Below are 20,074 nucleotides of genomic sequence, written 5' to 3'. Positions count from 1 at the left end.
GAGGAAATCTCATGACAACAGCTCAAACTGCACAACATTTACAATCCACAGTAACTCTGCATAACGGTGTTTCTATGCCTTGGTTCGGACTTGGTGTATTTAAGGTAGAAGAAGGATCTGAACTGATTGAAGCCGTGAAAAATGCGATTAAACATGGATACCGCAGCATTGATACTGCTGCAATATACGGCAATGAAGCCGGTGTTGGTCAAGCGATTGCAGAAGCTTTGCAAGAAAACAACCTGAAACGCGAAGAACTGTTTGTTACATCTAAAGTATGGAATGCAGACCTTGGATATGAAGAGACACTTGCCGCTTTTGATACCACATTGAACAAACTGGGACTGGAATACCTTGACCTGTATCTGATTCATTGGCCTAAGACAGGCAAATACAAAGCAGCCTGGAAAGCGATCGAAGAACTGTACGCAGCCGGCCGCATTAAAGCTATTGGCGTAAGCAACTTCCAGATTCATCATCTCGAAGACCTGATGCAGGATGCCAAAGTGAAACCGATGATCAATCAGGTGGAATACCACCCTCGCCTGACTCAGGTTGAGCTTAAGGCTTTCTGTGAGAAGCATGGTATCCAGCTTGAAGCTTGGTCGCCTCTGATGCAAGGTCAGCTGTTGGACAACCCAGTGCTCACGGCGATTGCTTCAGACAAAGGCAAATCGGTTGCACAAGTAATCCTGCGTTGGGATCTGCAAAATGGAGTCATTACCATTCCGAAGTCCACCAAGGAAAACCGGATTATCGAGAACTCCTCCATCTTCGACTTTGAACTTTCAAATGAAGAGATGGATCTGATCAGTGCTCTGAACGAAGATGTACGCGTTGGACCTGATCCGGACAACTTCGATTTCTAATAGAAGTTGTCCACATGATTCAGGGTTGATTTACAGCAAAGAATAAGTAGGGCAAAACCTCCAACTCTCATTGTGTACGAGAGTTGGAGGTTTTTTGACGTGGGTTCACATCAAAGTCGATATTTCTATAAAGTCTGCTCTACGAACATGCACTTTCGAATCATGTACTCCACTCCCTGTGCCTTGGATCAGAACAATGACAACTTCATCTTCCCCATCTGCATCTAAATCAACGACCGATATTTGAGGATAAAAGGAGGGATTTGCTACATTGCCCCATTTGAAGGTTTTCGTTTCACCATTTATTACGATCTGCTGAATTTTAGCTGCCTCGCCTTCCAAATCCTTAAGGTTAACGTCAGTAAATTATATCCATTATAGCGAATGATGTTCGTTCTCCTATCCTTAGATTCGATGGGCTTGTAACGATTATCAGCAATTATGTTTATGTTAATATAGAGACAGTCGCCCCATTCACTACCTCGGCTGCGAGCGGGTATGCCGCGCCAGGGGCAAGTGGAGCAAACAAGCTGTGCTTCTTATGGACACGATGACGCAGAGGAGGAGAGTTGCAATGTATCGCATATGGATTGTGGAGGACGATCCGAATTTGGCTTCGCTTTTACAGGCTTGTCTGGAAAAGTACAACTTAACAGCTCAGTACGCGGACGATTTTGAAGATATAATGGCGCAGTTTCAGCATTACAAGCCCCATCTTGTACTGCTGGATGTCAATCTGCCGAGTTACGACGGGTATTACTGGTGCCGGCAGATCCGCAAAGTGTCTACCTGTCCGATCATCTTCATCAGCGCCCGCTCAGGCGATATGGATCAGGTAATGGCGCTGGAGTACGGAGCCGATGACTATATGACCAAGCCGTTTCACCATGAGTTGGTCATTGCCAAAGTGCACAGCCAGTTGCGGCGGGTGTACGGTGAATATGCGGGGGATGCGCGGGAAAAAATGGTCGAGCAAGGCGGGCTTGCTCTCTATCCGGATCGGCTGGAGCTGAAGTGGCGGGGCGCGACTGTCGCATTGGCGCGCAAGGAGGCGGATCTGCTGGACCTGCTGCTTCTACGCTACCCGCTGGTCGTTACCCGCGAAGCACTGCTGGATAGACTGTGGGACGACCAGCAGTTCGTGGACGAGAACACACTGAACGTGAACATCGCGCGTGCCCGCAAGAAACTTCAGGAGATCGCGGTTGCGGGAAGTATCGAGACGGTGCGCGGGTCCGGATACAAGCTAGTGCTGGAAACGGACGAATTGGGTGAACCCAAATGAAGCTGCTAATCCGCGAGCATTGGCCCATGTTTGTTATGCATCTTGTTCAGTTGACGCTGGTTGTGGCGATCTACTGGCTTGACGGCTATCGCAACGTGTACACCGCCCTCTATTCGATATTTCTTGGCATGGTCACCTTGCTAGTTTATACTGGTTGGCGCTATATCAGCCATCGCAAGATGTACGATCGGCTTGCGGAGCCGCTAAATGAGCTGGATAAGTCTGCGGCTGGTTCCGGCAGCAGTGCCCCCATCGCGCAGGCAGTCGACCAACTGCTGCAGGCGCAGTATGCACTGTACATGACTCGTATCACAGAGATGGAGCGCCGCCGCCGCGAGCATTCGACATTCATTACCCAATGGGTCCACCAGATGAAAACGCCGCTTTCGGTTATCCACCTGCTGACCGAAAACGAGAGCGACCGGCGGCAGGTCGACATCCGCGACGAAGCAGACCGAATCCAGTGGGGGCTAGAGACAGTACTGCACGCGACCCGGTTGGAGACGTTTGAGGAGGATTTCCAAGCGGCGCATGTGCCACTTAAGCGTGTTGTGCGAAAAACGGTCAATGAACACAAGCGGCTGTTCATTGTCAATAATCTATACCCTCAAGTTCAGATGGACGATGAACTAACGGTGCCGACCGATGAGAAGTGGATCGGGTTCGTATTGACCCAATTGCTGTCGAACGCGATCAAATACTCTGCTGGCTGCGGCCGGACCGTCGCCATTCGCGCCTGGCGGCAAGGCGCGAAGACGGTGCTGGAGGTGGCAGACGAAGGCATCGGTATTCCGCTAGCCGACTTAAAGCGGGTGACTCGGCCGTTCTACACTGGTGAGAGCGGCCGCAAGTTCAGGGAGTCAACGGGAATGGGGCTGCATCTGGCGCAAGAAGTTTGCAACCGACTGGGCCACGAGCTGGAGATCGATTCTACCGTTGACGTTGGCACCCGGGTGCGGGTTTATTTCTTGACTGCGGTCAAGCTTACATCGATGTAAGCTAAATGTAATCTTCGTCGATTGGTTTGCTCGGCGAGCCCGCCGTATACTTGAGGTGGAGAACAAGAAATCACCAGCTACATGAAGGAGCGAGGATATGGAACTTCTGCAAACAACTCATCTGGGCAAGATTTACAGCGGCCAGGTCATGCACCGGGCACTCGGCGATATATCGTTCAGCGTCGAGAAAGGCGAGTTTGTCGGCATTATGGGGCCATCGGGCAGCGGCAAGACGACGCTACTACAGTTGATCGCGACGATCGACAATCCGACTTCCGGTGAAGTGCTCATCGACGGCCAGAACCCACACCAATTGGGCCACAACGCGCTCGCCCGCTTCCGCCGACAACAGCTTGGATTTATTTTTCAAGACTACAATCTGCTTAACACACTGACAATTTTAGAAAATATCGTGCTGCCACTGACGCTGGAAGGTGAGAAGGTGCGCACGATGGAGGAGAAGGCGCATAGAATCGCTGACAGGCTTGGGATCGCCTCCATTCTGGACAAGTGGCCCTATGAAGTATCTGGCGGACAGGCGCAGAGAACGGCCATCGCCCGGGCGATCATTCACGAGCCGAAGCTACTACTGGCTGATGAACCGACAGGTAACCTCGACTCCAAATCATCTCGGGACGTTATGGAGACGCTGACGGCGATCAACCGGGCGGACGGGGCGACAATGCTGCTTGTCACGCATGACGCGCTGGCGGCCAGCTACTGTCACCGTGTGCTGTTCATCAAGGACGGTGAACTTTACAACGAGATTCACCGCGGGGACAGCCAGCAGGCGTTCTTCCAAAAAATCATCGATGTACTGTCACTGCTTGGAGGGAATGCGCATGACCTTTCAACAATTCGCGTTTAATAACGTCATGCGCAACAAACGCTTGTACATAGCGTATTTTCTCAGCAGCGCATTTGCGGTGATGGTGTTTTTCGTCTATGGCGTTTTCGCCTTTCATCCGGGGCTGGCAACGAGGGAAATCGGCAGTCCGGTAACGATCGGATTACTAGTGGCGCAGATGCTCATCTACCTATTCTCATTCTTCTTTGTCCTTTATTCAATGAGCGCTTTTATCAAGTCGCGCAGCCGAGAGTTCGGATTGCTGGTCATGTTCGGCATCACCAATATGCAGCTCCGGAGGCTCGTATTTATCGAAAATATTGTGATTGGCTTCGGCGCCACGCTGACTGGCGTCGCGTCCGGGCTGGTGCTATCCAAGATATTGTTGCTTGCGGCGGAGTCGCTGATTGGGATGGAGGAAGAGCTCCCCTTCTACATGCCGTACCGAGCGCTCGTTCTGACCTTTGCCGCGTTCATGCTGCTTTTTCTGGGCATCTCGCTTTTCACGGTGCTGTTCTTTCGAGGCAACAAGCTGATTGACCTACTCAAAGGATCCACCAAGCCCCGGCCTGAGCCCCGCGCTTCGATCTGGTTGTCACTCGCGTCGCTCGCACTGATCGGTTGTGGATATGGTGTGTCGCTGGTCGTCGAAGGCTTGATGGTCGTTTATGCATTGCTGCCAGTGACAGTGGCGGTCGTCGTCGGGACGTACTTTTTGTTCACTCAATTAAGCGTATATGCGATCCGCGGCTTGAAGCACAACCGGAGGCTATACTGGCGACGAACGAACTTGTTGTTTTTCAACGATCTTGCTTATCGGATGAAGGACAATGCCCGTACTTTTTTCCTTGTGACGATCCTGGCGACTGTCGCTTTCTCAGCAATCGGTGCCCTAGTCGGGTTCAAGACGATCCTTACTGAGTCGATTGAAAAACCGTTCGCCTTTGAATATATCTCGTATGCGGGGAACTCTCCGGAACAGGCCGCCTCGGCGGTGGATGTGATCGAACATAAACTTTTCGTGGAGGGAATTCCCTTCACGAAGCTGCAGGCCGAGCTGCGCTCTTACAAACGAGCCGAGAGCAACGAAACGGTGATGATCATCAGCGAGTCAATGTACAACACATTTGCCGTCGTCGCCGGGGATCAGAAGTTGAAACTAGGGGCGAACGAAGCGGCTATCGTCCAGTACAACTCAATAGACGGACGAGGAGAATCCTTCGACGAGCAGGAGCTGGCAGTGGAAGGCGGCGGGAAACCACTGTTGATCACACAGAGCGCCTCCTTCTTAATGTCGGAGTACATGTTGAAGTACAACAAGTACTATGTCTTGAATGATGACCGCTACAAGCAGCTGCCGGAGCCGCAATCGTTCGAGGGCTACTATGTGTTCGCGGTCAGTGACTGGGAGGCAACAGAAGCAGTCGGCCAGCAGCTGGACGGTGAGATTGGCCTTTCCAAGAATGATAGCTTCTTCTCACTGGCGTTCCACATCAAGCAGTTGCTTCAGAGCTATAGCGCAGTGATGTTCGTTGGGTTGTTCATTGGCGTGGTGTTCTTTGTGGCGTCCGGCAGCTTCCTCTATTTCCGACTGTACACGGATCTGGATGATGACAAGGCGAAGTACGCTTCAATCATGAAGCTCGGGCTGACCAGCCATGAGCTGTCGAAGATTGTCACTCGCCAGATGGCTATTCTGTTCTTCCTGCCGATTGCCATCGCGATCATTCACGGTGCAGTGGCACTGACGGCACTGCAGGGCATGTTCAATTTTTCGCTCATCAAAGAGTCGATAATCGTGTTGAGTGCATTCGCGATCATTCAAATCGTGTACTTCCTGGTTATCCGCAACGGCTATTTGCGGCAGCTTCGGTCCGGTGGAACCGGATAATCTCGTATTAAAGAACGGTTACAAGGGGACGATTTGTACGACCTTTTCATGCAAAGAGACAGAAGAGTATAGCAGATTGCTGATAGAGGACGTCCTGTAAACGTATTATTGTAATGTTGATATTCCTGTTTTTCGGGATTACGCCATGATGCGTCATCTAACAGCTAAGAATCGCTATTATGTTGGATGAAGTTAGCTGTTTAGCTGTTTCTATTGTCGGCCCCGACGATGTTTATTACAATATGTGCAAAAAAACTAACTGCGTAAACCATTATTTTTACAGTTGTGTTTGAGATGGGGAATATAGTATCGCAAACTATGACTATAAAGCGATTTTTCCATAGTCAGTCGTACATTTGATTGCGGAGTTCCTGCATACCCTTCGTTCTATTCCTATGTGTCTCTTTATGCTGCTGCCGTTAGGACTAGTGGCAACAATAGCCTACTTTAAAAAATTGGATAATCACTGAGGTAGGCTGGTTGGAGTTCTCCATTGGAAGTTGGAAATTCAGGTGGAGGTGGGATTTTGTTTCAATGGGATATTGATATGTTCCGGACGATTAATGATCTGGGCAAACAGTTTACTTTTCTGAATCCCGCTGCTGTCTTTGTGGCGGAATATATGCTGTATGTACTAGCGTTAACAATGCTTGTTTATTGGTTCACCCGCAGCAGCCGGAATCGGATGATGGTTATCCAGGCAGGGCTTGCTGTTTTTTTGGCAGAGATCATCGGTAAATTGGCAGGCAAGTTTTATGAGCATTATCAGCCGTTCGCGGTATTGCCAAATGTCAACAAACTCCTAAACCATGATATAGATAATTCTTTTCCGAGCGATCATACGATTTTGTTTTTTTCCATCTCTGTCTCCTTCTGGCTTGTCCGGAGAAAGGGTGGGTGGCTCTGGCTGGCTCTGGCTTGTTGTGGTGCTGTCTCCCGCGTTTGGGTTGGAGTTCATTATCCAATAGATATCGCAGTGGGAACGTTGATTGGCATCATTTCAGCTTTGTTCATCTATTGGTTGGCACCAAAGCTTGGGATTATCAGGCGGTTTCTGGCTTTATATGAAAAAATGGAACAGCGCGTATTACCTGTCCAACGTAAGTCTGGTAGTATGTAAATTCCCGCCAGTACCAGGTTTGTTACGATATGTCGAAACAATTGCTATGTATCTAGTCTTAAACAAAAATGCGCAAAACGTACACTGTGTAATTAAATCCAGTAAACTCATCGATTTCCGTACACTAAGAAGAAATAAGCAGATATTATCTTTAGTGGTTTGTAGCGCACAATAAAAAGCGGTAGCAGGTCTAGAACTTCTTGGTTCCTAGATTGGCTACTGCTTTTTTAACGAGTCTGTAATAAGTGGATTTATGATTTTGATCCCTATATTTTGCGAATGATTGTTCCTTTCAGCGTGGAGTACAAAAGAAGCCTAGTTATGTTGGCTATCATTACCGATATAGGTAAGCCAACTAATTCTGATTTATGTTGTGAAGTGCTCCACTAGACACTTAAATCATCATGATGAATGAATAGAATGTGCGTCCAAGATATGGATAAGAGGATATTTCCAAATATTAACTAAAAAAAGTATAACACTAAGCTTCCGCCTCCCCCGAAAGTAGCTGATCTCGTCCATACGCCTATAAAGGATGCTAAGCTTGCATATAGGCAGCTTGACAGGAGTAAGACCACATCGAGAAAATTTAAAACAGGAACTCTATGTCAAACGATTGAGGTTATCCAAACTTTTTATATTAACTTCAAAGATCAATAGGTTTAACTTCAATTTGATCCGCAAAAAATTCATTCTCGGCACTGTCAAATTTGTAAGTGATATTGAATTCACACACATATGTGGTAGACACGCCTACCGATCCCACAAGGTTTAATTTTATTTTTTGATTCTCCAAAAAATATATGTATACACCACCAAAACCAAGGCTATCTTGCTTGTGATCCGGCACTGGATCAAATCCATAATTGAAATTGTGTTCTTTTCCTTGCGCTTTAACCGAAATCGCTAGTGTACCGTCCCCCTTTTTAGCAACATGCGTTTCAATCTGTTCAGCAACAATCTCCTCATAGCTTTGGACTTTAATTTCGGTTAAGTCCTCGGAATTCACCACATGAATATCGAAGTTATCTAAGCCTGTCCCTTTTCCAGTTTGGATGATAATTACGGCTTCTTCCTTACCATCACCCGTAAGATCAGTGTAGAATACCTGCGGTTCAGTCCCAGTATCAGGAATTTTCCAATCAAAGTCCTTCTGACTTCCACTAATATTTAAGGTTACCCCTTCGATTCCATTCTTCGTTTCTTTAATACTATAGAGTTTAACTTCTTCATTTTGCGATGCCTTAATGATTTTCAAATCATTTTCTTTCTCAGGCTGTGCTGTTACTTGTTTACTGGAAGACTCCCCCGTATTTTGCATAACCATTGCAGGCTTATCTGATTCACATCCTGAAAGCAATGCGGCAATCAACACCATCACTACACCAAACTCTTTTTTCAACACTATATTCCCCTTTCCACCTACCTGCTTATCTAATTGCTGAATTAACTGATCCGCTCGACCCCGTGACACTCCAATCAGCCCGAATAATCCTTTGTCATTTCTATTTCAGAAGGTTCAAATCTCCCATTAATCAATGCATATCTAACGATAGATTCTCCTAAGTAATGCCCTGTTGAAATCTGAATTGGTAACTCCGCAATAAGATGACTATCCTTTATCTCAAATCTCAATATATTTTGAACTGTTGGTTGTTCAAACCAATCGTTAGAATCGTTCTCACTGAATTCAAAGGAGTGCTTCCGGCCATCAACTGAAACTGTATACTGTCGAATTTCCTTATCTGCTTTTAGGTCAACTTTAATATGACTTAGAACATATTTTTTCGGATCTGAAACCGTTATTTCTGTAAAATCCGATTTAAGCACATGCACTTCTGAATCATGTACTCCAGTCCCTGTGGCTTTGGTCAAAACAATAACCATTTCATCTTCTCCATCTGCATCTAAATCAATGACCGATAGTTGAGGATAAAAGGAGGGATTCGTCACATTGTTCCAAGTAAATCTTTTCGTTGCTCCGTTTATTACTACATCTAAAGATGAAAATATATCTTTTTGTGCTCTATCCTGAACACCATAAATAGCAATTTTCTTATCAGAAGTTTCAGATAATAGTGTATTGGGAGTCGATGTATCAAGGGTTGTTATACTTTCTTTGGGGGTGCTTTCCTCAATCTGTGGTGGACTTAAAGACTGATCATTTGCCCCACACCCAGATAACAAAATAACTCCTAACATTGCGACAATAATGATTTTTTTCAAAAAGTGTATCCTCCATTTCATGTTTTTTCAGTATATATATTGTTCCAATCGCAGATTATAATGTAAATATATTCTAAATATCAGCTAACGAAAGGGTAAACTTTATGAAAAAACTAATCATTCGAAAAAGACTATTATTTGTTGGGATTCTTTTATTTGCTGCAGGATTTACTTGCTTCAATATTGAAGAACTTTATGCTTACAAATCATTAGGAATTATCTCAATCACTTTTGGGTTGATTTTACTGATCTTATCAGGTTTTATTAGAGAAAAAAGAAGCCCGGATTGAATCTCAGCTCCTTCTTTGTCAGCTTTTTTGATTAACATTGATACCCAGTCCAACCAAACCATAGATCTTTTTAGAAATACCCTTTATATAACCTTATTTTGAATCAATTTCATAACTCACTAAAATGGAGTTTTGTAACTAGATATAGGCAAATTGAACCGTTTTGATGTATATCCAGCCTTGATTGAAGCAGCTAAAGGTATTATGAAATTGATTCATTTAGCAATTAATTGCTTTGTGCTCAGATTGAGCTTGTAAAAAACAACTTTTGTATCTTCTTCAGGGGTGCCCGCACCAACGGGAGGATGAACAACCAAAGTATTATTTTCGACAATTGGCATAGGCCCAGATTCAGAATACAAAAGTTTCTCAGAAACTTGACCCTTTTTAACAATCTCTAATAGGAATGCATCTCCACTTTGTTTGGTGACCGCGAATAAATACCCTTCCAATCCATGCCCTGTTTGGTATTGTGGGGTGAGAACATAAACATCAGCATCTTTAAAACTCACCTTTTCAAAGATTATTTTTTGGTCAGATGGCTGAACAAATAAATATGCCGGTAGTTCCAATAAAACTTTATCCTGATCATCGTGTCTGTAGACGATAGAATAATTACTGTGGAAGGTTTGATCCCCCTCTTGCCCCAGCGTACTTGATACATTTAAGTGTCCTCGTTCTTCCTTACCATTGGAAACCATAAGCAAGGTTCCCTGATCCGTTTGTTGTTCTGCCCGAATCGATTGGTCTTCATTTACTGAATCGATAGCAATTAAATCCGTTAGCTCAGACTTTGGAAATACACTAGATATATCACCTGAGGAATTTTGTTCTGGAGCAGAGGAATTATAGATGGTTTCTTGATTTATATTATTGCCAGATGTAGTCGCTCCAGCGTTTTGTTGATTGTTACAGGCCACGAGCAAACTAAATAGCAATACAGATGACGTTAATAGCAAAACATATTTCTTAATTGTAAACTCCCGCTTTCATATACATATTTTCCTAACATTATACCAACCCATTTATCCAATAAGTTTAAAAAATGTATTTCTTTGTTGAACATTACGTAACATTTTATTCGGCTCCATCATCCATCCCGAAGTCTACCAAACAAAATCGATTATCGAGAACGAGTCCATCTTCGACTTCGAATTGTCCAATGATGAGATGAAGCGTATTAGCGCCCTGAACGAAGATGTTCGCGTTGGACCTGACCCGGACAACTTCGATTTCTAAGATGAGTCAGGGTCCTGATACTTTTATCATATTCTAAGTTGAAATTTATTTAGAGAACCTAATCCCGTTTTTCCTCAATCTCTGTTAAAATTAAAGGGCGAGTGAACCCGGCAAAAGTTTCTCGCCCAGAGTCGATTGTTTATTCAATCGGCTTTTTTTTGTGTTCCTTCTTTATTGTACTGATTAATTAAATCATCCAGTATCATAGACTGTTTGATTACTGCGGGATGTTGAACCCCCCTGTGCTTTTCTGCCAGGGTGTAAAGGAGATTCCTGGCACGTTCAATACGTAATTGAATGAGCATGCTTCTTTTCATAGAACCCAATCCTCCTTTTTGTAATATTTTAGGCTTTGCTGTCAGATAATAGAATAATCATTTAAAAGCACAAAAAAAGTGTTTAGACCGTCAGTCTTCTAGCTCCTTCTCTGAGTTAATTCCAAATCAGTCAACAAAAGCGTCCAAGTGAAGCTTCACTCTACCTGGACGCTTTTTTGATTGATTGCTAACTTAAGAAGTATCTGATAATTCCCCCCATTCAAGACATGATTTAATCCATACGAAACCATCCTCAAAACAAGAAAAAGGATGTTCCCGAAAATCAGGAACATCCTATGTCTGCTTAATGATTAAGTCCCCCAACCATGTCCCATTGTAGCCAATGTAATTGGCGTAGATACGACAATCGTAACACTACAGAGAACCAAGAAGTATAACGCTTTTTTTAGCAAGCCGATGCACCTCACTTGATAATTTTTTGAATTTCTCCTTCGCTTCAATATCCGCACAATCTCTGTATTGCTCAAAAAGAGTCATACAAGTAATGATATTTTTGCTACTATTAATTATAATCGATAAATTCAAACCTTCTAACACAAGTTTTATTGCAGTGTCAGCATCCTTGCTTGCATCGAAACGATATACGGCCAGATCACCGAGGAATTGGGCGTAGCTCTCTTTTAAAATAGTCGGATTATACTCTCCAAACTCGGTTTTGTCCGACTGATAGGGTATATATGCTGCAAAACGTTCCAGGATGCTATCAATATTCAACCCATATAAATTCGCTGCTTGAACCATGTGCCATACAGCAATGAATATTTCATCTTCTTGCGACGCTATGTAATTCGCATACTCGTGCAAAACATCCACTTCTCCGGACATTAAGCGATAGAGAAAAGTGTTTGCAACGGCCCATTCCGAAAATTGTCCAAGAATTCGTTTGGCTTCCTCATCCTTTTCTTGAATCCAACTTTCCCCTCCTGCATACAGAGATACAAATTCCAATGCTCTCTTGTAGTCTCCACACTCTTCACTGGCCGTAGATCGGGCCAAATAAGCATACAGAATATAGTAATACAAAGGTCGTTCCGTCCGTTTCTGGACTCCTTCTGATCGTTCAGATCTGCGTTGTAAATCATACTGAATCGTTGCAATCCGGTGCATTTCCTTGGCTAAAGTATCGACTTTTGCCCATTTGTGAACCATTCCAAAAACGTGCATCAATTGCTTTAAAGCTTCAAGCTGATCCGCTTCATCGAGACGATTAACGTACAACTCAAATTGAGTTGCCGCACGCACATTCTCTTCCAAGTCCTCTCCCAAATCAATGAGGAACAAACGGTAATGACACAGCGCGAGTCGTTCAGAATGCTGATACTTTTCTGCTTCACGTACACTCCTGTATAAAATCCCCGCAGCCAAACGTTTACTATTGGCAAATAACTCTTCAGCTATATCAAAAAGCACGGAGACATAGGAGAGATCATCCAATAGACGATTAACAATTTGTTCGACACAATCTAAACGATCTAATTCAGCACAACGAATAATAAACGGCCGTATGCGCCTGATAGAGATCAAAAAGGAGAAGCATTCCTCTATGTAATCATCAAAAAAGAAATCTTCGGGTAACCCCATCCCTGCGGTAATGGCGACGAGCTGGCTCATAGATATAGGTTTATTACCCTGCAATATACGGCTAAGTGTACCGGAATTAATACCCGATATTTCGGCAAATTGAGAATGTATAATATGATTACTTTGCATATGTTGTAACAGTTTTTTTCGAATTGAATTTGTAGACTCCAATACAAACACCTCCCGCACAAAAACCAAAAATAGGATTCCATACCTATATATAACTTATCTTAGTTAAGAATCAACCATCGGTCAACAATAAATGTATTTTGAACATATTTAAGTTAAAAAAAGCTCCTACAGAGAAATTTTAAAAGCTTTTCTCTATATTCATCCGGCAAAGGTTTCTCGGAAGCCGATAACGTCGGCATATATAATTACACTTAACTTACTATAAGACGACAACTATAGATCATGTCTAATAGATCGTTATAACTTCATCGTAACTCATATACAATTTTGCTATACCATGTATAAGGGGTTATAACGTGAAACTAATAGAGGCACGCGAAGCAGCAGGATATACACAAGAATCTCTAGTACTGAAAATTAACGAATTTATGAAGTGTACCCTACGACATTATCAGAATATCGAATATGGACTAAAAATCCCCAGTGTTGTCCTCGGCCTGCTTATTGCCAGATTGTGCGGGATCGATGCGAATACTGTGGATGAGTGGAAAATCAGGAAGACGAAAATATAACAAAAAAGGATCGTCAGCATTTCTGCTACGATCCTCTTTGTCAGCTCATTTGTTGGACTACAATGACGTCACAAAGGAGCCCGATATCTTCCTTACGTATGAATCGCATCGAATTCTTTATTAGTCAGTCCAAATATATATTCGTCATAATGTCGTCCCTTAGTAAAAACCATATTTCTGATTCTTCCCTCTTGAACGAAGCCTAGATGCTCATGTAACGCTGTAGAACCGTCATTAAATGCATATACGTGAGCGTTGACTTTTACATATCCTAATTCCTCAAAATAATACCGCAGTATAGTTTTTATCGCATCAGATGCATAACCTTTGCGCCAATGCTCACGGAATATGGATACTCCATATTTGAAATTTCCACATCGAAGATTACAGCTATTTGTGGAAATGCTCCCAACGAGTGTCCCGTCATGTGTTTCTATCGCCATAAAGACGTTATCACCATTAGAACTTTGAACGGATTGATTTTCAGCCCAAGCCTTTGTACCCTCTTCTGATCTTGGGAAATGAATCTCGTCACACAATCTCGCATTCTCCGAATCAAGATCATTGTAATGAAACTTATGCCAATCCGTGGGTAACACTGGGCGCAGCCTTACTTTTATACCATTCCAAATATAACTATTCATATTGATCCTCCTAAATTATATTTCCTTTAGCCCCTTAAAGAAGAAGAGGAGGTGGAGACCTTGCCCGAGGATCAGAATTATTTGCGACTACATGGTTCTCATTCCTTCCTTATATGAAAAATTATAACATTATCTTTTGTGAAGATAAATAATTTATCACACAATTTTCGGTAACTCATGAAAATGTTGTTTGTGTTGTTCCGAAATGTTCTAACTATTGAACCTACCACAATGCAGGTATATTGGATGGCTCCCCCCCGGCAAAGGGGTATGGGCCTGCAAGCATTTATACGTTTTGCCGTTATACGTCACAAGCTGCTCTACAGTATAGGGTATGTTGGCCTGCCAGGCGGAAATGCCCGGATTGGTCGTTCCTGGCGCAGTTTTCACAGTCACAGCACTGCTCGCAGCAGACAGATTACCTGCGGCATCCTTTATTTTCAGATTAAAGGTATAATTTTACGAACAGTAAACACAATTCAGATTTCGGATTTAAATGGAGTAAAATGGTTATATATGTTTTTGTTTATCCGAACAAAAGGAGTGAAATTTAAAGTGAATAAAATTTTTAAAACCGCCCTCACCTGTACTTTATTACTTGATTTAAGCTTGGCATCCTTTGCAATGGCCTCACCAGAAACTACGGATCAATTCACTACGGAGAAATTTACCGAAGTCCAAACATCAGGAACAGCCAGAGCAAAAGTGGGTAAATACCACGGTGATAATACAATTATCATGGATGAAGAGGGTAACCAATCCACATTAGGAGAACTCAAAGCCAATACAAATGTTATTATACCTGACAGTCCCGATCAAACTGTTGAAACACCGAATATAACTATACTACTGGCACCACACAATGAAGTTGTAAAACCTTTAGCGTCAGCTTATGGAAACGTATGGTCATATTATGCAGTTACTACAACCTAATCCAATTGTTACGGCAATGCTTTAAGGATACCTTGGGCTTGGAACCCTGGAGATGGGGATAATATCTCAAATGTTTATGCTACCGGTTATTTCACAGATCCAAACGTTGGAACTGCACTTATAATTAAAGATGGGGGCGAAAAATGTAATATAGCGCACAAAAAAGGTTTTCTTTCAACTCCTTAGGAGACTTGAAAGAAAACCTGTGTTAGATATTGCGCAGAGAAGAGGGCGTATCTTACTGCCGCTGCTCCCCTCTCCCTTCCAAAGGCTGCCACTCATCCACGCCGGACAGAATCAGAGGTATAGTGTACTCGGCCGCTTCCTGTTCGGTCAATATTTTGGCCCAAGGCACACGATCAGCAGCACATCTGGCACCAGGCCCGGCGCTGTTGTATTCCGCATACTGAACGGTCCGCTCTGCATCTGTCTTGTTCCAGTTGTGCCATCCCTCCAGCTTCACATGAGCGCCGATCCAGCAGTTCAGAAAACAGACTTTGGCATGATGACGCCACGGTCTGCCCAGATACACCGACTGCGGTGGAGCATTGCTGGTCAGATCACAGTCCAGAAACACATAGCCGTAACGCACATCCTCCGGCGTAGAGGCTGCGGTAATCCAACCGTTCACTTGTCCATCCGCAGCCTCCGCTTCAGTCAGGCGATTCTTCGTAAAGATCTCGCAGCCCTTAAACACCACCGTAGCCGAACCAAAAATAAAATCGATATCACCTTCGATGTAACAGTCCTCGAAATACTGCCGCAGTTTGCGCCGCTCGGCACCATCGCGTGGCCCACCAAAATAACTGCGATCCATGGGTTGCTCCGGCAGCGGGCCGGTGAAGATCGTATCCTGGTGACCGATCAAACGACAGCGGCGAAAGGCCGCACGGTCTCCATCCACATAAACGGCCAGCGCCTGACCAACCTGCTTGCCTGGCCCGGCAGCATTTACGAAGGAAATCCCCTCTGCCGTGAAATCATCGGCACCAATGAAAGCCGTATAGGAATGAAACGTATGATATGGCGACCCGTCCGGAAACTTCTTGAGTGCATGATCATCATACGTAATGATCGTCTGCTCCGCCCCCTCACCAATCAGGTGGATGCCAGGCTTCTCCATATGCAACTTCTCATGATAGACACCAGCCTTCACTCGAATTGGAACGATTCCGATGCCATTCTCCGGCAGCGCATCAACTGCGGCCTGAATCGTCACATAATCCCCTGTCCCATCTGAAGCAACAGTCAGACAGGGAGCTGATGATTCCAATGCTGTATTTGGCAATCTCTGCTGCGTCATGGCAGTCGCTCCATTTCCAGTGCTGCCAGCAGAAGCGGAGCCACACCCATAAAGGAATCGCTTACAACCGCTTCGGTTACATAGTAGTTGTACGAGCCATCCCGATCCAGGCTTAGTCCTGCGCCATGACAGATCCCGTTTAACCGAACGCCGTCAGCCGTCTCCTCCACCAATCTGGAGGACAGTCCCTGCCATCCCTTCTCCGCCGCAGCTCTGAAATGCGGCTCCAGATACCTTAGTCGCACACCCTTCGCAAGTGCATATACAAACATGCTTGACCCGGATGCTTCCAGATAGTTGCCTTTGCGGAAGCCCTGATCCAGCACCTGGAACCATAACCCGCTCTCCTGCTCCTGCACGCGTACCAGAGCATGACACATCCGTTCGAAGATGCCGATGATGGTTCCGCGCTTTGGATGATTCACGGGGAAATGCTCCACGCTGTCTACAATCGCCATGGCATACCAGCCCATCGCCCGGCTCCAGAAGTGTGGTGAGCACCCTGTCGATGAATCTGCCCAGACCTGCTCCTTCGATTCATCCCAGCCATGATAGAGCAGCCCGGTCCGCGGATCACGGGTCTGGCGTTCGATCAGCAGAATCTGATGTGCAACTTCATCCCATAACTCGGGACGATGAAATGTCTTCGCATACTCGGACAGAAAGGGAGAGGACATATAAAGGCCGTCCAGCCACATCTGGAATGGATAGATTTTTTTGTGCCAGAAACCGCCCTCCGACGTGCGGGGCTGCCCTGCAAGTTGTGCTGCCAGGAGATGAGCCGCTTCTGCGTAACGCTGATCTTCAGCACCATCCAGTAATGCAAACAGGTTTTTCCCCTGATTAATCTGATCCAGATTATATTCTTCCAAAGTATAGGTGCCAATAGAGCCGTCCGGCTGGATATACAGGTCCATATGTTTTTTCATAAAATCAACATACTCTTGTTTGCCATAATACTGCCCGGTTCGTGCCATTGCCATCAAGGTCATGCCTTCCACGTATGCCCATCGTCCCGAAGGGAACGCATGATAACCGTCCCCGTCACATTGCTGGATGATCGTTGCTGCAATTCGCTCAGACCAGGATAACTGTGTCTGTACCTGCATAAGCAATTCCTCCTTGAATGTTGTACTCACCTAATACATGTATGACTAACGGATAACCGCTTCACTCTTCAAAGGTCGCTGTCCTTATTGCCGGCACATTGCCGTTGAACTGCGAAGGTTCAGCTTAGGCTGAATGACTACCGGAACATCGACCTGTTCATCACGGATTAACGATACAATTAGCTCTGCTGCCTGCACGGCCAGTTCATCCAAAGGCGGGCCAATTGTAGTCAAGGCCACTTCCGCATATTGCATATCCGGCAGATCATCATACCCAATTAACGAGATATCGCGTGGAACACTGTAACCTGCCTCAAGTAAAGCCCGGAGTGCCCCTCGGGTGACCAAGTTGTTCAGTCCAATAAAAGCTGTCGGCGAATCCGCCCCAAACGCATGATTACGTATGGCAAAATACCCGTCTTCCCAAGAGGAATGCGCTGGCAGCACATGGTCTTCGTTAAAATCCAGACCCGTACGCTGCAACGCTTCCCGGTATCCCTCCAGCTTGACATGCTGGGAGTTGCCGATGAATCCGATTCGGCTGTGGCCCAGCGATTTCAGATGCTCCACTGCTTTGAACAGCCCTTCTTTGCGATCAATCTTGATGTAAGGAGAGTTCGGCGCTTCATCTGTACCCAGCACAAAACATGGCATGTTGAGTGTTGCAAACTTTTTCCAGAACATCTCCCGATTGTCCAGTGCATAGTCCCACAGAATACATCCGTCCACGCGCAGCTGGCTGAAGACATCCACGCCATCATCCGCCACAACCAAGATCATCTGATATCCCCGCTTCTTCAGCTCGGTGTGCAGACGGCCGGAGATGTTCGAGAATAACGGATTGCTCAGCTCATCCAGCACAAAACCGATGATGTTGCTTCTGCCTGTGGAGAGCTGCCGGGCCAGCATGTTTTTCCGATATTGATGTTTCTCTGCGACTGCAAGCACCTTCTGCTTTGTTGCCGGTTTGATTCGGGGATCATCATTCAGCGCCTTTGATACCGTGCTATAGCTCACCCCCGCAAGTTTGGCAATGTCTTTAATGGTTATCAAAATCAATCAACACCTCTCATACGCCTGAAGCCCTATTTCTTATTTCTGTGCAGAATTATAACGATCATATTGTGCCTGTCTGCCCGCAATAACCTGCTCTATATTCATCTTTTTCAACGTCTCAATATAACTGTCAAACTGGTCCAGACTGGCGTCCCCGCTAATAAACTTAAAGTTCATCTCTTCCACATATGTGGTGATGTCAGGCATCGCCATGCTTTCCACGCTCGCTTCATCCGGCAGGGCATAGACAAACGGGAACGGTTCGCGCACATATGGCTCCAGTTCTTTATCCATCTTCGCATGCCAAGGGGCTACGACGGAATCAGCAGAATCGGTGGATTGAATGTTTGGCAGATTCACCGGACCAATGCCAAGCTTCTGAATGTATTCATTGTCCTTGCCTTTGTCCGTAAATGTCTTCACGCCATTCTCTTCCGTATACGTGTCATCCTTGATGCCCCACGTATAATACGTCTGTGCTTCCTCACTTACGGCATAGTCCAGGAAACGGAAAGCAAGTTCGGGATTCTTACTATCACGTGTAATGCCAAAGATACCACTCACTGGTGTACGTCCTACATAGAACTGATCCCCATGCGGTCCTTTCAGTGGTAAAATGCCTTTGATGATTGGCTCTTCCGGATTGTAATCCTTGAACAACGGACTGTAGACCATCGACATATACCAGCTAAAATTAAACGTTGCTCCCGTCACATCCTGAGAGATACGCGACGTGACCTGATCACTCGTAGTACTCGCATAATCCACCCCAAGCAGACCTTCCTTGTACAGTCCGTTCAGATAGGTCAAGTACTCCTTGTAGGTAGGCTCATAATAGCTGAAATGTACTTTGCCCTGATCGTCTGCATAAAACTGGTTGGACAGATCAAGTCCAAATGCGGGGCCAAAGGCCATTGACACAAATTTTGCTTCCATGGACAGCGGAATCTCATCGGCTTTTCCGTTGCCGTTCGGGTCATCTGTCTTGAATTTGCGCAGCATCGCCGTGAATTCATCCAGCGTGGTCGGCTCGCTTAATCCCAGCTTATTAAGCCAGCGCACATTGACCATAAATACCGGCATGTAGTTACGGGTTAACGTCTGCTGTGGGATATAATACATTTTACCATCTGGCGTTGTTAAACTGGCTTTAACCGAAGGCGACTTTTCATATATTTTTTTGAGATTCACGCCGTACTTCTCTACCAGTTCATTAATCGGAATGAATAGACCGCTGTTAATGTACTTCATCAGTTGATCCTGATCCGGCAGGTACACGATATCGGGCAAGCCGGTACCAGCAGCCAGCCTCGGATTGACGGCATCCGCATAGTTCTGCGGCGGAATCAGATCCCAATCCACCGTCACACCAGCGTTACTCTCAATTTTCTTCACGATGGCTGCGGTGGACAAGTCCACATTGGTCGTCCAAGCGTTGGTGCCGAGAATAGACAGCTTGGCATCCGGTTGATCCGTCACCGGCCCTGCTCCGGTATAATTGAAGGCTGGCTCCGAACTGGACGGGGTGCTCCCCGCATCGGTTCCCGCCCCTGTTCCGCCGCTACATCCCGCCAGGCTGATTGCCAGTATCGCTGCGATTACACTTTTTCTTCCTGCCCCTTTAAATCTCATCCATCATTC

At 45.4% G+C, this 20,074-nt stretch carries 20 protein-coding genes and 2 pseudogenes; 9 read left to right on the top strand and 13 right to left on the bottom strand.

The genetic code is table 11. The features are described from left to right. The first annotated feature begins 11 nt into the window (after nucleotides 1–11). Nucleotides 12–869 carry an aldo/keto reductase gene (locus MHI01_RS19875; protein ID WP_340983931.1) on the top strand — a complete coding sequence of 286 codons (858 nt, stop codon included), beginning with the start codon at nucleotides 12–14 and terminating at the stop codon, nucleotides 867–869. A 105-nt stretch (nucleotides 870–974) separates the two neighbouring features. On the opposite strand, the gene MHI01_RS19870 is transcribed toward MHI01_RS19875, so the two are convergent. Continuing rightward, complete coding sequence (locus MHI01_RS19870; RefSeq protein ID WP_164783374.1) at nucleotides 975–1,211, bottom strand: hypothetical protein; 237 nt, start codon at nucleotides 1,209–1,211, stop codon at nucleotides 975–977. A 232-nt stretch (nucleotides 1,212–1,443) separates the two neighbouring features. On the opposite strand from MHI01_RS19870, the gene MHI01_RS19865 reads away from it, so the two are divergent. From MHI01_RS19865 to MHI01_RS19845, 5 genes are all read left to right on the top strand, one after another. After that, on the top strand, nucleotides 1,444–2,154 hold the full coding sequence (locus MHI01_RS19865; protein WP_340983930.1) for a response regulator transcription factor: 711 nt from the start codon (nucleotides 1,444–1,446) through the stop codon (nucleotides 2,152–2,154). Beyond that, a complete protein-coding gene (locus MHI01_RS19860) occupies nucleotides 2,151–3,152 on the top strand; it encodes a sensor histidine kinase (RefSeq protein WP_282319900.1) in 1,002 nt (333 codons plus the stop codon). Before MHI01_RS19865 ends, MHI01_RS19860 begins: the two co-directional genes overlap by 4 nt. Before the next feature lie 97 nt (nucleotides 3,153–3,249). Further along, nucleotides 3,250–4,020 carry an ABC transporter ATP-binding protein gene (locus MHI01_RS19855; protein WP_127550306.1) on the top strand — a complete coding sequence of 257 codons (771 nt, stop codon included), beginning with the start codon at nucleotides 3,250–3,252 and terminating at the stop codon, nucleotides 4,018–4,020. Further along, nucleotides 3,995–5,890, top strand: a complete 1,896-nt coding sequence (locus MHI01_RS19850) for an FtsX-like permease family protein (RefSeq protein WP_340983927.1) — start codon at nucleotides 3,995–3,997, stop codon at nucleotides 5,888–5,890. Before MHI01_RS19855 ends, MHI01_RS19850 begins: the two co-directional genes overlap by 26 nt. Nucleotides 5,891–6,437: 547 nt before the next feature. Next, nucleotides 6,438–7,010, top strand: coding sequence for an undecaprenyl-diphosphatase (locus MHI01_RS19845; RefSeq protein WP_445744930.1), 573 nt, complete (start codon nucleotides 6,438–6,440; stop codon nucleotides 7,008–7,010). A gap of 266 nt (nucleotides 7,011–7,276) precedes the next feature. On the opposite strand, the pseudogene MHI01_RS30995 reads toward MHI01_RS19845, so the two are convergent. The 3 genes and pseudogenes from MHI01_RS30995 to MHI01_RS19835 form a co-directional block, all read right to left on the bottom strand. After that, nucleotides 7,277–7,570: pseudogene (locus MHI01_RS30995) on the bottom strand (hypothetical protein); the annotation flags it as partial. Nucleotides 7,571–7,656: 86 nt separating this feature from the next. After that, nucleotides 7,657–8,415 carry a hypothetical protein gene (locus MHI01_RS19840; protein WP_425607856.1) on the bottom strand — a complete coding sequence of 253 codons (759 nt, stop codon included), beginning with the start codon at nucleotides 8,413–8,415 and terminating at the stop codon, nucleotides 7,657–7,659. Nucleotides 8,416–8,489: 74 nt separating this feature from the next. Further along, nucleotides 8,490–9,236, bottom strand: coding sequence for a hypothetical protein (locus MHI01_RS19835; protein ID WP_340983926.1), 747 nt, complete (start codon nucleotides 9,234–9,236; stop codon nucleotides 8,490–8,492). A gap of 104 nt (nucleotides 9,237–9,340) precedes the next feature. On the opposite strand from MHI01_RS19835, the gene MHI01_RS19830 reads away from it, so the two are divergent. Then, nucleotides 9,341–9,526 carry a hypothetical protein gene (locus MHI01_RS19830; RefSeq protein WP_127550298.1) on the top strand — a complete coding sequence of 62 codons (186 nt, stop codon included), beginning with the start codon at nucleotides 9,341–9,343 and terminating at the stop codon, nucleotides 9,524–9,526. Between the two features lie 215 nt (nucleotides 9,527–9,741). Here MHI01_RS19830 and MHI01_RS19825 read toward each other — a convergent pair whose 3' ends face one another. Next, nucleotides 9,742–10,485 (bottom strand): hypothetical protein, encoded by a 744-nt coding sequence (locus MHI01_RS19825; protein WP_127550295.1) that lies wholly within the window; start codon nucleotides 10,483–10,485, stop codon nucleotides 9,742–9,744. A gap of 134 nt (nucleotides 10,486–10,619) precedes the next feature. Between MHI01_RS19825 and MHI01_RS19820 the strand changes: the two are divergent. Then, nucleotides 10,620–10,765, top strand: a pseudogene (locus tag MHI01_RS19820) (aldo/keto reductase); the annotation flags it as partial. Nucleotides 10,766–10,908: 143 nt separating this feature from the next. On the opposite strand, the gene MHI01_RS19815 reads toward MHI01_RS19820, so the two are convergent. The 4 genes from MHI01_RS19815 to MHI01_RS30990 all read right to left on the bottom strand — a co-directional run bounded on the left by MHI01_RS19815 (nucleotide 10,909) and on the right by MHI01_RS30990 (nucleotide 14,344). After that, complete coding sequence (locus MHI01_RS19815) at nucleotides 10,909–11,082, bottom strand: aspartyl-phosphate phosphatase Spo0E family protein (RefSeq protein WP_340983925.1); 174 nt, start codon at nucleotides 11,080–11,082, stop codon at nucleotides 10,909–10,911. A 375-nt stretch (nucleotides 11,083–11,457) separates the two neighbouring features. Beyond that, entirely contained in the window at nucleotides 11,458–12,864 is a 1,407-nt protein-coding gene (locus tag MHI01_RS19810) for a helix-turn-helix domain-containing protein (RefSeq protein WP_445744904.1), read from the bottom strand. A 616-nt stretch (nucleotides 12,865–13,480) separates the two neighbouring features. Beyond that, on the bottom strand, nucleotides 13,481–14,032 hold the full coding sequence (locus MHI01_RS19805; RefSeq protein ID WP_127550289.1) for a GNAT family N-acetyltransferase: 552 nt from the start codon (nucleotides 14,030–14,032) through the stop codon (nucleotides 13,481–13,483). Nucleotides 14,033–14,242: 210 nt separating this feature from the next. Continuing rightward, the gene (locus MHI01_RS30990) at nucleotides 14,243–14,344 is read right to left on the bottom strand and encodes a carbohydrate-binding protein (protein ID WP_445253640.1); all 102 of its coding nucleotides are present in this window, start codon (nucleotides 14,342–14,344) and stop codon (nucleotides 14,243–14,245) included. Between MHI01_RS30990 and MHI01_RS19800 the strand changes: the two genes are divergently transcribed. Continuing rightward, complete coding sequence (locus MHI01_RS19800) at nucleotides 14,303–14,965, top strand: hypothetical protein (protein WP_164783372.1); 663 nt, start codon at nucleotides 14,303–14,305, stop codon at nucleotides 14,963–14,965. The two genes, MHI01_RS30990 and MHI01_RS19800, sit on opposite strands and share 42 nt — an antisense overlap. Before the next feature lie 238 nt (nucleotides 14,966–15,203). Here the strand turns inward: MHI01_RS19800 and MHI01_RS19795 are convergent, their stop codons facing one another. The 4 genes from MHI01_RS19795 to MHI01_RS19780 all read right to left on the bottom strand — a co-directional run bounded on the left by MHI01_RS19795 (nucleotide 15,204) and on the right by MHI01_RS19780 (nucleotide 20,065). Beyond that, entirely contained in the window at nucleotides 15,204–16,268 is a 1,065-nt protein-coding gene (locus MHI01_RS19795; protein ID WP_340983923.1) for a pectinesterase family protein, read from the bottom strand. Beyond that, nucleotides 16,265–17,377 carry a glycoside hydrolase family 88/105 protein gene (locus MHI01_RS19790; RefSeq protein WP_315370854.1) on the bottom strand — a complete coding sequence of 371 codons (1,113 nt, stop codon included), beginning with the start codon at nucleotides 17,375–17,377 and terminating at the stop codon, nucleotides 16,265–16,267. Before MHI01_RS19790 ends, MHI01_RS19795 begins: the two co-directional genes overlap by 4 nt. Before the next feature lie 84 nt (nucleotides 17,378–17,461). Next, complete coding sequence (locus MHI01_RS19785; protein WP_315370855.1) at nucleotides 17,462–18,430, bottom strand: LacI family DNA-binding transcriptional regulator; 969 nt, start codon at nucleotides 18,428–18,430, stop codon at nucleotides 17,462–17,464. A gap of 39 nt (nucleotides 18,431–18,469) precedes the next feature. After that, nucleotides 18,470–20,065, bottom strand: coding sequence for an extracellular solute-binding protein (locus tag MHI01_RS19780; protein WP_340983921.1), 1,596 nt, complete (start codon nucleotides 20,063–20,065; stop codon nucleotides 18,470–18,472). Between the last annotated feature and the right edge of the window lie 9 nt (nucleotides 20,066–20,074).

This window comes from Paenibacillus sp. FSL M7-0656, from assembly GCF_038003225.1.
Taxonomy (GTDB): domain Bacteria; phylum Bacillota; class Bacilli; order Paenibacillales; family Paenibacillaceae; genus Paenibacillus; species Paenibacillus amylolyticus.
The sequence above is the reverse complement of the archived record's forward strand: the minus strand, read 5'-3'. Positions and strand labels throughout refer to the sequence as shown.

Excerpts from the sequence above, each read along its gene's own strand:
- MHI01_RS19845 (WP_445744930.1), top strand. The coding sequence starts at position 6,438 with ATGTTCCGGACGATTAATGATCTGGGCAAACAGTTTACTTTTCTGAAT.
- MHI01_RS19850 (WP_340983927.1), top strand. The coding sequence starts at position 3,995 with ATGACCTTTCAACAATTCGCGTTTAATAACGTCATGCGCAACAAACGC.
- MHI01_RS19800 (WP_164783372.1), top strand. The coding sequence starts at position 14,303 with ATGGGCCTGCAAGCATTTATACGTTTTGCCGTTATACGTCACAAGCTG.
- MHI01_RS19830 (WP_127550298.1), top strand. The coding sequence starts at position 9,341 with ATGAAAAAACTAATCATTCGAAAAAGACTATTATTTGTTGGGATTCTT.
- MHI01_RS19805 (WP_127550289.1), bottom strand. The coding sequence starts at position 14,032 with ATGAATAGTTATATTTGGAATGGTATAAAAGTAAGGCTGCGCCCAGTG.
- MHI01_RS19790 (WP_315370854.1), bottom strand. The coding sequence starts at position 17,377 with ATGCAGGTACAGACACAGTTATCCTGGTCTGAGCGAATTGCAGCAACG.
- MHI01_RS19875 (WP_340983931.1), top strand. The coding sequence starts at position 12 with ATGACAACAGCTCAAACTGCACAACATTTACAATCCACAGTAACTCTG.
- MHI01_RS19855 (WP_127550306.1), top strand. The coding sequence starts at position 3,250 with ATGGAACTTCTGCAAACAACTCATCTGGGCAAGATTTACAGCGGCCAG.
- MHI01_RS19795 (WP_340983923.1), bottom strand. The coding sequence starts at position 16,268 with ATGACGCAGCAGAGATTGCCAAATACAGCATTGGAATCATCAGCTCCC.
- MHI01_RS19865 (WP_340983930.1), top strand. The coding sequence starts at position 1,444 with ATGTATCGCATATGGATTGTGGAGGACGATCCGAATTTGGCTTCGCTT.
- MHI01_RS19815 (WP_340983925.1), bottom strand. The coding sequence starts at position 11,082 with ATGAAAAGAAGCATGCTCATTCAATTACGTATTGAACGTGCCAGGAAT.
- MHI01_RS19860 (WP_282319900.1), top strand. The coding sequence starts at position 2,151 with ATGAAGCTGCTAATCCGCGAGCATTGGCCCATGTTTGTTATGCATCTT.
- MHI01_RS19780 (WP_340983921.1), bottom strand. The coding sequence starts at position 20,065 with ATGAGATTTAAAGGGGCAGGAAGAAAAAGTGTAATCGCAGCGATACTG.